Source organism: Microbacterium sp. ZOR0019 (genome assembly GCF_000800925.1).
GTDB lineage: Bacteria > Actinomycetota > Actinomycetes > Actinomycetales > Microbacteriaceae > Microbacterium > Microbacterium aurugineum.
This window is the reverse complement of record NZ_JRKC01000050.1, coordinates 74,972-88,042: the sequence shown is the minus strand read 5'-3', so window position 1 is coordinate 88,042 and position 13,071 is coordinate 74,972. Positions and strand designations below refer to the sequence as shown.

The 13,071-nt window shown below is 70.1% G+C and carries 8 protein-coding genes and 1 pseudogene; 5 read left to right on the top strand and 4 right to left on the bottom strand.

Features of this window, described 5'->3' with window-relative positions:
- Nucleotides 1–2: 2 nt before the first annotated feature.
- Both L978_RS10805 and L978_RS10800 read left to right on the top strand, forming a co-directional pair.
- Complete coding sequence (locus L978_RS10805) at nt 3–875, top strand: PHP domain-containing protein (RefSeq protein WP_047523059.1); 873 nt, start codon at nt 3–5, stop codon at nt 873–875.
- Nucleotides 876–937: 62 nt separating this feature from the next.
- A pseudogene (locus L978_RS10800) lies at nt 938–1,821 on the top strand (DUF817 domain-containing protein).
- A gap of 69 nt (nt 1,822–1,890) precedes the next feature.
- Here the strand turns inward: L978_RS10800 and L978_RS10795 are convergent.
- Nucleotides 1,891–3,411 carry a DEAD/DEAH box helicase gene (locus L978_RS10795; protein WP_047523058.1) on the bottom strand — a complete coding sequence of 507 codons (1,521 nt, stop codon included), beginning with the start codon at nt 3,409–3,411 and terminating at the stop codon, nt 1,891–1,893.
- Between the two features lie 196 nt (nt 3,412–3,607).
- Between L978_RS10795 and L978_RS10790 the strand changes: the two genes are divergently transcribed.
- Nucleotides 3,608–4,321, top strand: a complete 714-nt coding sequence (locus L978_RS10790; RefSeq protein ID WP_047523057.1) for a ferritin-like fold-containing protein — start codon at nt 3,608–3,610, stop codon at nt 4,319–4,321.
- A gap of 8 nt (nt 4,322–4,329) precedes the next feature.
- On the opposite strand, the gene L978_RS10785 is transcribed toward L978_RS10790, so the two are convergent.
- Together L978_RS10785 and L978_RS10780 are read right to left on the bottom strand one after the other, a co-directional pair.
- Complete coding sequence (locus L978_RS10785) at nt 4,330–4,617, bottom strand: hypothetical protein (protein ID WP_047523056.1); 288 nt, start codon at nt 4,615–4,617, stop codon at nt 4,330–4,332.
- Between the two features lie 7 nt (nt 4,618–4,624).
- Nucleotides 4,625–4,849 (bottom strand): DUF3107 domain-containing protein, encoded by a 225-nt coding sequence (locus L978_RS10780; RefSeq protein WP_047523055.1) that lies wholly within the window; start codon nt 4,847–4,849, stop codon nt 4,625–4,627.
- A gap of 172 nt (nt 4,850–5,021) precedes the next feature.
- On the opposite strand from L978_RS10780, the gene L978_RS10775 reads away from it, so the two are divergent.
- Entirely contained in the window at nt 5,022–8,243 is a 3,222-nt protein-coding gene (locus tag L978_RS10775) for an ATP-dependent helicase (protein ID WP_047523054.1), read from the top strand.
- Nucleotides 8,240–11,749 (top strand): ATP-dependent DNA helicase, encoded by a 3,510-nt coding sequence (locus L978_RS10770; protein WP_047523052.1) that lies wholly within the window; start codon nt 8,240–8,242, stop codon nt 11,747–11,749. Before L978_RS10775 ends, L978_RS10770 begins: the two co-directional genes overlap by 4 nt.
- Here L978_RS10770 and L978_RS10765 read toward each other — a convergent pair.
- Nucleotides 11,695–13,035, bottom strand: coding sequence for a hypothetical protein (locus L978_RS10765; RefSeq protein WP_052193597.1), 1,341 nt, complete (start codon nt 13,033–13,035; stop codon nt 11,695–11,697). The genes L978_RS10770 and L978_RS10765 overlap by 55 nt on opposite strands.
- Nucleotides 13,036–13,071: the final 36 nt, after the last annotated feature.

Below are 13,071 nucleotides of genomic sequence, written 5' to 3'. Positions count from 1 at the left end.
GGATGGCCTCTCCGTCCGCCGGGTTCGCCGGTCCCGCCGACCTGCACCTGCACTCCAACCAGTCCGACGGGACGGAGGCGCCGGCCGAGGTCATCAGGCAGGCGCACGCGCACGGGATCCGCACCGTGGCGCTCACCGATCACGATCGCTCCACCGGGTGGGATGAGGCCGGTGACGCCGCCGTCGCGCTCGGCATGACGTTCATCCCCGGGATGGAGCTGTCGGCGAAGCACGAGTGGCGCAGCGTGCACGTGCTCGGCTACCTCTTCGATCCCGGAGACCCGGCTCTGCAGGCCGAGACCGATCGCATCCGCGGGGATCGGATCGGGCGCGCGGAGCGGATCGTGCGCAACATCGGACGGGACTACGACCTGCACTGGGATGACGTGGTCGCGCAGACGGCTCTGGATGCGACGGTCGGGCGCCCTCACATCGCGGACGCTCTCGTGGCGAGGGGCATCGTGCGCGATCGCACGGAGGCGTTCGACGGGATCCTGCATCCGCGCGAGGGATACTACGAACCGCACTACGCCCCGGACCCGCTGACCGCGGTGCGACTGATCACGCAAGCCGGGGGAGTGGCGATCATCGCCCACCCGGTCACCGCGGGTCGCGACCGGATGATGCCCATCCCGTACATCGAGCGGCTGATCGCGGCCGGACTCGGCGGCTTCGAGGTCGATCACCGCGAGAACACCGAAGCGGGCAAGCGGATGCTGCGCGAGCTGGCGCAGAAGCACGACCTCATCGTCACAGGGTCCAGCGACTATCACGGCAGCGGCAAGCCGAACCGTCCGGGGGAGAACACGACGTCCGACGAGATGGTCGCCCGCCTCCTGGCGCAGGGCACCGGCATCGCCCCGCGCTTCCCCTGACGGTCGGGATACTGTCGGGATACTCCCGGTGACCTGTCGACCGGGAGCGCTACATTCCGAGCATGCAACGAGCGACGTCCGTGGAACGCCGTGTCGATGCGTGGGCCCACCGCCTGCTCCTCGGCGCCCCGACGAGCGGCTTCCGCGCCGGCCTGATCGAGTTCGCGGTGTTCGTGGTCAAGCAGGCATGGGCGTGCGTGTTCGGGGCCACGCTGTTGCTCGTGATCGTCGCGGCACGGTTCTGGTACCCGCCGGATGCGGCGCTCGCGCGCAACGATGCCCTCACCATCGCCGCCGTGCTCATCCAGGTGGCCATGCTCGTGTTCCGTTGGGAGAGCGGACGAGAGCTGTGGGTGATCGTCCTGTTCCACCTCACCGGAACCGTGATGGAGCTGTTCAAGACCGATGTCGGCTCCTGGGCGTATGCCGCGGACGGTTTCCTGCGCATCGGCGGAGTACCGCTGTTCAGCGGGTTCATGTATGCCGCTGTCGGCTCCTACATGGTGCGCGTCTACCGGCTCTTCGACCTCGGCTTCACGCGATACCCGCAGCGGTGGATGACGGCGATCCTCGCGATCGCGATCTACGTGAACTTCTTCGCGCACCATTGGTGGTGGGATGCGCGGTGGATCCTGCTGGCCGCGGTCATCGTGCTGTGGCTGCCGACGGTGATGCACGCGCGTATCTGGCGTCGGACGATCCGGTCCCGCTGCTCGTCGTGTTCGTCGGAGTCGCCGTCTTCATCTACCTGGCGGAGAACATCGGCACCTGGGCAGGAGCATGGGCATACCCCGATCAGGCGGCGGGATGGCAGCCGGTCTCGGCGAGCAAGCTGAGTTCGTGGTTCCTGCTCATGATCATCTCGGTCGTGCTGGTCGCGTGGGTCTATCCGCCGCAGGTTCCTGCGGCGATCCTCCACGGGGAGCGGGCGGCCTCTCTTCGCTGAGCGGCGGCGACGAAGGGCGCGTGCTGCGGACTTCGTCCCCGGCACGCGCCCTTCTGAGAGGTCGAGGCGTCAGGCTCCGGTGACCGGCGCTGCGCCTGCGCCGGAACCTCCACGGCGGCGACGGCGACGGCGCGCCGGCGCGGGCTTGCCGTCGTGGTGCTCCTTGCCCGCCCCGTCGTGGGTGCCGGCGCCCTCGGCGCTGCGGTCTGCGGCCGGAGCGGACTGTCCTTCGCCGGTGGTGGCCCCCGACGCGCCTTCGGTGAAGGTCGAGCCGACCGGAGTCGCGCTGTTGCGACGGCGGCGACGGCGACGCGTCCCGGTCTCGTCGGTGCCTTCCGCGGCGGCGTCCGCGGCACGCTCGGGCCGACGGGTGCGCTCGGTCTTGACGGATTCGGTCTTCGGCGCCGACACCAGGCGGCCCTTCGTGCCCTGCGGGATGTCCAGGTCTTCGTACAGGTGGGGGCTCGACGAGTAGGTCTCGACAGGCTCCGGCTGACCGAACTCGAGCGCCCGGTTGATGAGGGCCCACTTGTGCAGGTCCTCCCAGTCGACGAAAGTGACGGCGATGCCGGTCTTGCCCGCACGCCCCGTGCGGCCGGCGCGGTGCAGGTACGTCTTGTCCTCGTCGGGGATGGTGTGGTTGATGACGTGCGTCACGTCGTCGACGTCGATGCCGCGGGCGGCCACGTCGGTCGCGACGAGAACGTCACGCTTGCCTGCCTTGAATGCGGCCATCGAGCGCTCGCGCTGGTCCTGCCCCATGTCGCCGTGCACGCCGCCGACGTTGAAGCCGCGGTCGTTGAGCTCGTCGACGAGGCGCTGCGCCGCGCGCTTGGTGCGCGTGAAGATCACGGTCTTGCCGCGGCCCTCGGCCTGCAGGATGCGAGCGATGATCTCGTCCTTGTCCATCGAGTGCGCGCGGTAGACGAGGTGCTTGATGTTGGCCTGGGTGAGGCCCTCGTCGGGGTCGTTGGCGCGGATGTGGATCGGGTTCGACATGAAGCGGCGGGCGAGGGCCACGATCGGGCCGGGCATGGTCGCCGAGAACAGCTGCGTGTGGCGGACGGCCGGGACCTTCTGGAAGATCTTCTCGATGTCGGCGAGGAAGCCGAGGTCGAGCATCTTGTCGGCCTCGTCGAGCACGACCTCCGTCGCGTTGGAGAGGTCGAGCAGGCGCTGGCCCGCGAGGTCGATCAGGCGGCCGGGTGTGCCGACCACGATCTGCGCGCCCGCCTTGAGCTGGTCGATCTGACCCTCGTACGCCTTGCCTCCGTAGATGGCGACGACGCTGGTGGAGCGGTTGCTGGTGAGCAGGTCGATGTCTTCGTAGACCTGCACGGCGAGCTCGCGGGTGGGGACGACGATGAGTGCTTTGACGCCGTGCTCCGGGTCCTTGCCGAGGCGCTGGACGACGGGGATGCCGAACCCGAAGGTCTTTCCCGTTCCGGTCTTCGCCTGGCCGATGATGTCCTGCCCCGGAAGGCCGAGGGGGATGGTCTGCTCCTGGATCGGGAAGGCATCGATGATGCCCTTGGCCGCGAGTGCGTCGACGATGTCCTGATCGATGCCGAGATCGGCGAAAGTTGTCACTTTATTCAGATTGCCTGTCCGGCGACCCTGGGGGATCGCCACGTAAACGGATCCACGCCGTCTCTTGTGCCACAGGCGCGGGGCCCCGCTCCGACGGCGGGGACACGCCCAGCCTACCGGAGGGGTGGTGCGGACCAGGAAGGAGGGCCCGGCGCGGGTATTGTGAATCTCGTGGTGGACTCAGGAGGAAGACCTCGTGGTTAAGTGGTTCTGGCAGCGCGATGACGCGCCACGGCGAATCCTCACCCTGCGCAGCCGAGGCGAGCAGAGCGATGCGACGAGGGTCGACTTCGCCGAACTCGCCCCCGAGCTCGATCGGTTCCTCGGTCAGGCCGCGTACCTGCAGCTGGGCTACTTCGAGACGCTCACCAGGCTCATCCGGGCGACCCCCGAGCTTTCCGAGAAGGAGTCCCTGTCGCGTGCGGCCGGGGCGGCGTTGACGAAGCATCGCGGGATCGTGGAGGTCATCGCCGAGCGCGGTGGCGACCCCACGCAGGTGATGCTGCCGTTCCGCGAGAACCTCGACGCTTTCCGACGCAAGACCATCGGTGCGCGACCGCGGGAGACGCTCCTCGCCGTGTACATCACCGCCGGGATGCTCGACGACTTCTACCTCGCGCTCGCGTCGAGCTACGGCGAGACCGGTCGTCGGGTGGCGGAGATCCTCCGCGAAGACGACGCCGGCCATGAGATCGTCGCGATCATCCAGGAGACGATCGAGAGCGATGAGGAGTGGCGGTCCCTGCTGTCGATGTGGGCGCGGCGCCTCGTCGGTGACACCATCCTGGTCTGCCGTTCCGCACTGCGGCCGGAGCTGCTCCAGGTCGACGACGAGCGCGTCGAGCCGGTCTACACCGAACTCATGGGCGCGCACGCGCGCCGGATGGATGCGATGGGCCTCGCGTCCTAGGTTGCCCGTCAGATGCCGAGTGCCGCCTTGGCATGGGCATCGGACCGCTTGCGCATCCCGGTGATCGCCACCGTCACCAGCGCGGCGACGACGGGAGCACCGAGCACGCTCGCGAGCCACAGCCAGATGCTGTCCTCACCGACGCCGGCCCACTGCAGACCCGTGTAGGTGATCGCCGAGACCGCTGTCGCGACGGCGGGCGCGAGCGCCACTCCGCGCAGCTCGCGCCCGGAGATCAGGAAATGCACCGCGATGCCCAGGGCACACGCGCCGATCAGTGCGAGCAGGATGTACATCGTCTGCTCAGGCGACGAAGCCGACGCGACGCGATTCCTCGGTGCCCAGTTCGATGTAGGCGAGGTTCGCCGTGGGGACGATGTAGGAGTTGCCCTTCACATCGGCGAAGCTCACGTGCGTGGCGTTCTGCTCCAGCGCCGAGGTGACCTGGGTGCGGACCTCGTCTGCGCTCACGCCGGTGTCGAAGCTCAGTTCGCGGCCGGTGTTGATGATGCCGATGCGGATTTCCACGCGTGCTCCTTGAAGTTCGGGGACTGGCCCAACTCTACCCCGCGGGCATCGGGCGGGATCGGCACCCGGCGTCGGTTTCGCCGTGAGCGCACAGGTCGGCGGTGGCGGGTCGCGAGGGTGTCGCGTGCAGGCGCGCACGACGATGTCCCCGCGTCCGGATAGCGTGGAGGGCATGACACCGGATGCCGCGCAGCGAGCTGTGATCGCTGCCGAGCCGTTCGCCTCCGGTGTCATCATCGGGGCGCCGGGAACAGGAAAGACGCGAACGCTCGTCGACCGCGTCGTGCACCTGCTCGATGCGGCCGATCTGCGACCCGAGCAGGTGCTGGCACTCACGCCGAGCCGCCAGGCCGCAACCGCACTGCGTGACCGGATCGGTGTCCGCATCGGGCAGGCGACCCCGGGGCCGTTGGCGCGGTCGCTCGGCTCCTTCGCCTTCCAGCTGGTCCGGGGGGCGATGGTGCGCGAGGGAGCGGAGCCGCCTGCGCTGCTCACCGGAGCCGACCAGGACCGCATCATCGCGGATCTGCTCGCCGGTGACACCGAAGACGGTCGCATCCCCTGGCCGGACGCGCTCAGCGGCTCGGTGCGCGCGTCGAAGGGATTCCGTTCGGAGCTCCGCGCGTTCCTCGCGGAGTGCACCGAGATCGGGGCCCGCCCGGACGAGCTCCGCGCCTCGGGGAACGACGTGTGGGTGGCAGCCGCGGAGTTCCTCGTCGAGTACCGGACGGTACTCGACGCTCTGCGTTCCGCGCACCGCGACGCCGCGGACCTGCTCAGCGAGGCAGCTGCCATCCTGCGCTCGGCCGAGGCGGCGACGCTCGGCCCGCTCGCGCCGTTGCGCGTCGTGCTGATCGATGACGCACAGGAGCTCACCCGCGGAGGGATCGATGTCGTCAGAGCGCTGCGGGGGCGGGGCATCGCGGTGCTGGCGTTCGGCGATCCCGATATCTCATCCGGGTCGTTCCGTGGCGCGAGCCCGGAGCTCTTCGCGCAGCTCGCCGGTGCCGTCGGCGAGGTGCATGTGCTCGACGGCGCGCACCGGCAGCATCCGGCGCTCACCGCCTTGACTCGCACCGTCACACAGGCGATCGGAGTCTCCGGACGCGTCGAGCATCGCCGGGCGCCGGTGCCCGTCGACCCGGAGGCGGTCGATGCGCACGTGTCGACCTTCGTCGCCCCGTCTCCCTACGAAGAGCTGGACCGCATCGCCGGTGTGATGCGCGACTGGCATCTGTCCGAGGGAATCCGCTGGGATCGGATGGCCGTCATCGCTCACGACACGCGTCAGGTGACCACGCTGGAGACCGAGCTCGCGGCCAGGGAGGTCCCCACGCGCGCCGCCGGTGTGCAGCGTCCGCTCGGGAGCGAAGGGATCGTGCGTGACATCGTCGGCATCGTGCGCCTCGCGTTGACGCCGGTCGAGGAGCGCACCCCGGAGGCGCTGGAGGAGGCACTGCGCACCCCGTTCGGGGGGATGGACGCGATCGGGCTCCGCCGTCTCCGCGCCCGCCTCCGGCACATCGAACTCGCACAGGGCGGGTCGACGCCTGCGCGCGAGCTGCTGCGCCAGGCGATGGCGAACCCCAGCCACCTGACGCTCATCGACTCGCCGGAATCCCGCTCCGCCGAGCGCTTCGCGGAGACGATCGAGGCGGTGGCGCGTGCCGCCGACCAGGGCGAGACGATCCACGATCTGCTGTGGCGGGTGTGGGAGCAGGCTCGTGCCGTCGACGGTCGGCGTCTGCAGGTGGCGTGGCGCGAGATCTCCCTGCTGCCCACCGGAGCGGAGACGGCCCGTTCGCTCGACGCGCTCGTCTCGCTCTTCGACGCGGCGAAGCGCTTCGTCGAGCGCACTCCGAACGAGAAGCCCGAGGCCTTCGTGCGCGACGTCCTCGACAGCGAGGTCCCCGAGGATTCCCTGTCGACCCCGGACCGTCCTGGCAAGGTCACGCTGCTGACTCCGGCCACGGCGCTCGGCACGGAGTTCGACGCCGTCGTCGTCGCCGGGGTGCAGGACGGCGTCTGGCCCAACGTGCGTCTCCGTGGCGGTCTGCTGCAGACCTGGCGTCTGGCCGATGCGCTCGAAGCCGCTCGCACCGGCGTGAGCATCGAACCGCCCGGGGTACTGGACCGCCGGCGGGCAGCGTTGCATGACGAGCTCCGCCTGTTCGTGCGAGCCGTATCGCGGGCACGGAAGCGACTCCTGATCACCGCGGTCGATGACGACGACCTCACCCCGAGCCCGTTCTTCGCCTTCCTGCCCGCCCCGCACCCGCCGGAGCGCCACGCATCGGCCGAGCATCCGCTCACTTTGCGGGGGCTGGTCGCCCGGTACCGACGGACGCTGACCACGGCGCACTCGGATTCGCTCAGACGCGACGCGGCAGGCCAGCTCGCCGTCCTCGCCCGAGAAGGCGTGCCGGGCGCCGACCCCGCCGAGTGGTACGGCGTCACGGCCCCTTCCACGCAGGCGCCACTGCGCGATCTCGCCGTCGACGGCGCGCGGGTCTCGCCCTCGAAGATGGAGTCCTTCGAGGAGTGCGGACTCAACTGGGTCGTCTCGGCTCTCGGCGGAGACACGGTGATGCCGCCGACGGCGGGGATCGGCACGATCGTGCACGAGGCGATGGAGCGGGTGCCCGACGGCGATGTCGAGCAGATGCGTGCGATCGTCGCGGAGCGTTGGCCGGAACTCGACTTCGAGACCGAGTGGATCGGCCGCAAGGAGCGTCGACGCGCCGATCTGCTCGTCGGGCGCCTGCATACGTATCTCGGCGAGGTGCGCCGCGAAGGCGGGCGGGTCCTCGGCAGCGAGGTGGAGTTCCGTTTCGCCGTCGACGTGGTGGCTGAGGGCGATGCGCACGCGGTGCCCGCCGTGCATCCCGTCGGGGAGGACCGCGCGAACCAGGCGATCATCCACGGGTACATCGATCGCGTCGAGGCGTATCCGCCGGATGCGGGCGAGCACGGCGCCGCACGCGGACGCGGCTGGGAACGGATGTCTGGCGGCCCGGACGGCCGCATCGTGGTGGTCGATCTGAAGACCGGGAAGAACGACCCCGAGTCGGATCCCGGTGTGCGCGAGCACGCGCAGCTCGCGGCCTATCAGGTCGCCGTCCAGCAGGGCCTGGTGGAGGACGCTCCGCCGGGTTCGTTGGCCGGGGCGCGTCTCGTGATCGTCTCCAAGACGCTTGCCAAGAGCGAGTACCGCATCGCGCATCAGCACACGCTCAGCGACGAATCGCGGACGGCCTTCCTGCGCCGCGTCTCGGATGCCGCCCGTGGCATGTCGGCGTCGAGCTTCACGGCGCAGGTCGAGTCGCACTGCGCCGACACCCAGCGCCGCGTGCATCCGTGCCGCATCCACACCGTCCCGGCGGTGAGCGCATGACCGGGTGGAGCGGCGGCGAGGGGATCTCGGCGACCGACATCGCGGCCGCGCTCGGACAGCCTCCGCCCACACCCGCGCAGCAGCGGGTGATCGAGGCGCCCCCGGAGCCGGCGCTCGTCGTCGCCGGAGCCGGCAGCGGTAAGACCGAGACCATGTCCGGGCGAGTGGTGTGGCTCGTCGCGAACGGACACGTACGACGTGACGAGATCCTCGGGCTCACCTTCACCCGCAAGGCCGCGGGAGAACTCGCCGAACGGATAGGCCACCGCTTGGCGGTCATCGACGAGTACGGCCACCGGGGCCTGCTGCCCCATCTGGCGCAGATCGTGGCCGACGGCTCCCTTCGCCGGGTCGAGGAGTCCGCCGAGGGGCGGCAGCGCGAGGTGGTGCGCAGGCATGTCCTCGACGAGCTCGCCGCTCATCACGGCACCGGGTGGGACCCTGCGATTCCCCGCGCGGCGGAAGACGTGATGATCCGTCCGCGGGTGTCGACCTACAACGCCTTCGCCGACGGGATCGTCCGCGAACATGCTGCGCGCATCGGCCGTGATCCCGACGTGGCCATGCTCAGCCAGGCCGCCTCCTGGATGCTGGCCCGTGAGGTCGTGCTCCGCAGCGATCTTCCTGAGCTGGAGAACATCGACTTCGCGCTCGGCACGATCATCGACGCGGTCCAGCGCCTCGCCGGTGACACCCTCGACCATCGAGTCGACCTGGAGGTGGCAGAACGGATCGCGCGGGACCAGGCACTCGCCTTCGCGCCCTACCGGGGCAATGCCGACGTGGAGAAGGCGGCCGTGAACCTGCTCAGCCTGCCGACGCTCTCCCGTCTGGTGCGTGACTACATGGCCGAGAAGGAGCGCCGCGGCGTGCTCGACTTCGCCGATCAGGTGGGTGGTGCATATGACATCGTCGAGTCCGCGCCCGACGTGCGCGACGAGCTTCGGGAGCAGCATCGTGTCGTGCTGCTCGACGAGTACCAGGACACGTCGGTCATCCAGACCCGCTTCCTCGCCGAACTCTTCCGGGACTCCGCGGTGATGGCGGTCGGCGACCCCCACCAGTCCATCTACGGCTGGCGCGGTGCGAGCGCCGACAACCTCTACGCCTTCTCGCGGACGTTCTCGAGCACCGGAACGGCGCAGACCTACAGCCTCATGACGAGCTGGCGCAACGACCGCGGCATCCTCGGCATCGCCAACCGTGTGCTCGAACCCCTGCAGCGGCCGGGACTCGACGTGCCGCCCCTCGAGCCTCGTCCCGGAGCGGGGGACGGCACGGTGTCCGTCGAGTACGCGTTCACGGTCGATGACGAGGCCTCCGCCGTCGCGGATTGGTTCGCCGCGCGGAGGGAAGAGCATGAGGCGCGCGGGGTCGGCGCTGCGCAGGGTCTGCGTCCGCACACCGGTGCGATCCTGTTCCGGTCGAAGCGTCACATGCAGACTTTCGCGGCTGCGCTCGCCGCGCGGGGCATCCCGCACCGCATCCTCGGCCTGGGCGGGCTGCTCGCGACTCCCGAGGTGGTCGATGTCGTCTCGACACTCCGGGTCGTGCACGACCCCACGGCGGGGTCCGCCCTGATCCGCCTCCTCACGGGACCCCGCTTCGGGGTGGGGGTCGCCGACATGGCCGCCCTCTACGACCTCGGTCGCGCGCTCTCGGAGCGGGACACCGCGTTGGCACCGCTGCCGGAAGAGGTGCGCGCGCGGTTGCGTTCCTCGCGCGGTGCCGATGAGGCGGTGTCCATCGTCGACGCGGTCGACGTGGTGCGCGCGGTGCGTGACGACTACCGTCTGCTCGAGACGATCAGCCCGGATGGACGCGCACGCGTCCGTGCCGCAGGGGAGATGCTGGAACGGCTCCGGCGGGCGGCGTCGCAACCGATCCCGGAACTGATCCGTCTCATCGAACTCGAGCTCCGACTCGACATCGAACTGGCCGCCAACGAGACACGAGGGCCGGCCCGGATCGCCGCCACGCAACTGCGGGCGTTCACGGACGAGGTGCGGGCCTTCCTCGCGGCCGACGAGCGGGGGAGCATCGGGAGCCTGTTGGCGTGGCTCGACAAGGCCGAGAGCACCGACGAGCTGATGCCGCGCCCTGAGCCTCCGGAGCCGGGTGTCGTGCAGCTGCTGACCATCCACGGCTCGAAGGGCCTGGAATGGGATGCGGTCGCCGTCGTGCGTCTCGTGGTCGACGAGCTCCCCAGCCGTGTCTCCGACACCTCGGGGTGGTTCGGCTTCGGCGTGGTTCCGTTCGCCCTCCGCGGTGATCGGGATGCGCTCCCGCGCTTCGAGTGGGACCCCGTCGAGGCGATGGGGGAGGAGGCGGATCCGCAGAAGAGGCAGAAGCTCGCCCAGGCCTCGTTGTCAGGCGGCGCCACGAAGGCGAATCCGCAGGGCGGCGCGCTCAAGCGCTTCAAAGACGCGTACCGGGCGTATCAGCAGCAGGAGGAGCGGCGTCTCGCCTACGTCGCAGTGACGCGTGCGCGGACCGATCTCCTGCTCAGCGGCGCGCATTGGGCGGGCCAGAAAGCGCCTCGGACACCGAGCCCGTACCTGGTCGAGGCGATGGACGTGTTGGGAGTCGAGCCGATCGCGCCGGTGGACGCCGACGACAACCCCTACGACGGTCCCGGATCGACCCTGCATTGGCCGCTCGACCCGCTGGGTGCCCGGCGCGCGACCGTCTCGGCGGCAGCGAGGGCCGTCGACGAGGCGGTCCGTGTCGGTGCCGCCGAGCCGTCGATCGAGCTCACGCGATTGTTGGCCGAACGTGCCGCCCGGCAACGCGGGAACGACGCCGAGGCCCCGACCCGTGTGCCGGCATCGCGGTTCAAGGACTACGTGACGGATTTCTCCGGCACGCTGTCGTCGATCGTCCGGCCGATGCCGGAGAGACCGTACCGACAGACCCGCCTCGGCACCCTCTTCCATGCGTGGGTGGAACAGAGATCCGAACTCGTCGGCGTCGGCACGCGTGTGGACGAGGCGCTTTGGGAGGTGGACGAAGACGAGGTCGCCCCGGAGCTTGCGGTCGGAGCGACGGCGGCGATCGACGCGCCGGGGGCATCGGCGGATGCCGCTGATCTCGCGGTCCTCCAGGCGACGTTCGAGCGCAGTGAGTGGGGCCCGCTGCAGCCGATCGCGGTGGAGATCGAGATCGACTTCGCCCTCGGCGCCGGGTTGCCGGACGTCGATGCGGGAGCGGCACACATCGTCATCTGCAAGCTCGATGCCGTGTACCGGCGTGCCGATCGCGGTGACCGCATCGAGATCGTGGACTGGAAGACGGGCAGGGCTCCGCGCACGGCGAAGGAGCGCGACGAGCGGATGCTGCAGCTCGCGCTCTATCGACTCGCATACCACCGGCGGTACGACGTGCCGCTGGAAGCGATCGACGTCGCGCTGTACTACGTGGCGGATGACCTGATCATCCGCGGCGACCGGGTCTACTCCGAGGAAGAACTCTTCCAGCGCTGGAGTGCCGCGCGCGCCGCCCGCTGAGCCTCGTCCGAGTCGTTCTCGTCGAAATCGCCGTACTCGTCGTCGGAGCGCGGGGGACGCGGGTGGGAGTCCGCGCGCGCGCCGGCCGGACCGCTCGTCCCGGCGAACAGGCTCGCGACCCCGGAGAGGTCTTCGGTCTCGACATCCAGCATCCCGGCACGACGGTCAGCGTCGTCGACGCGCTCGCCGGGCACGGTCGCGGTCGGTTCGGCGGAGGACGCGGTCACCGCGGCTTCCCCGTCTTCCCCGTCCGCCGAGTCCGCCCACAGCTCCTCGGGGTTGTACGCATCGGTGTGCATCGACGTGTCGACCTCGGCGACGGCGTCCTTCGGCACGCGGTCGAGAGCATCGAGTGCGGAATCGACGCCGACTCCTCGGGCGTCGATGATGGCGAGGTCGTCGGTACGCAGTCCCTCGGCGAGTGCCTCCAGCAGTGACGCCGCATCATCGACGATGTCGGGTCGATGCATCGCGTCGCCGTGGACGAGCCAGCGGGCGAACTCCAGCTCGGCGAGAAGACGGGCGCGCACCTCGAGGCCGGCGTCCGGCGCCCGGTCGATCGCGTGAGAATACGCGCGCTGGACGTCTTCGGCGGCGTCCGGTGCAGCGGACAACCAGGAGAGGTCGAGGGCAGGGTCTCCTACCGAGAGGCCGTGCCAGCCGACCACGCCGACCACCTCGGGGCCGCGCTCGGGGTGATCGTCGAACAGGAAGGAGGTCGCCTGCACGCCGCCCAGGACGACGGTGGATTCGAAGCGCCACAGCTCATCGTCGGCCACGGCGTCACGCCACCGCACGGTGAGGCGCGCGGGGACGCGGCCGGTGGCGGCCGCGGTGTCGACCAGGCGCTCCAGCTCTGCGCGGCTCTCCTCGGCGCTGCGCGTGGCGAGACCAGCACCGCGCACGACCGAGGTGGGCAGGCCATGGACGGCGGCGATCGAGGCGCCCATGGACTCCGCCGCGCCGCGACCGGCGGGCACCATGGCCGCCTCGATCTGGAATCCGGGGAGGAGTTCGGTGACGAGAGCACGTCCCTCGCCGAGCCGAGTCTCGCCGATGTAGGCCGGGGCACGGAAGGGGAGCATGGCGCGTGCCCCGTCGGTCAGCGCGCGCAGGGCGAGCGCTTCGGCAGCCAGTTCCCGCGCTGTCTCGTCATCGTCGGCGACGCGGATCGCGAGCTCACGGCCGTCGGTGAGAGTGGCGATCGCCGAGTCGAACCGTCCATCGCCATCGGCGCTCAGACGGCGCGCCCCCGTGACCTCCGCCCCGGGCAGTGCAGCGGTCACTGCCGCGGCTAGAGTGAAAGGAGAGCGTCCCATGCC

Coding starts and splice junctions, on each gene's coding strand:
- L978_RS10805 (WP_047523059.1), top strand. CDS start 3: ATGGCCTCTCCGTCCGCCGGGTTCGCCGGTCCCGCCGACCTGCACCTG.
- L978_RS10785 (WP_047523056.1), bottom strand. CDS start 4,617: ATGTACATCCTGCTCGCACTGATCGGCGCGTGTGCCCTGGGCATCGCG.
- L978_RS10775 (WP_047523054.1), top strand. CDS start 5,022: ATGACACCGGATGCCGCGCAGCGAGCTGTGATCGCTGCCGAGCCGTTC.
- L978_RS10770 (WP_047523052.1), top strand. CDS start 8,240: ATGACCGGGTGGAGCGGCGGCGAGGGGATCTCGGCGACCGACATCGCG.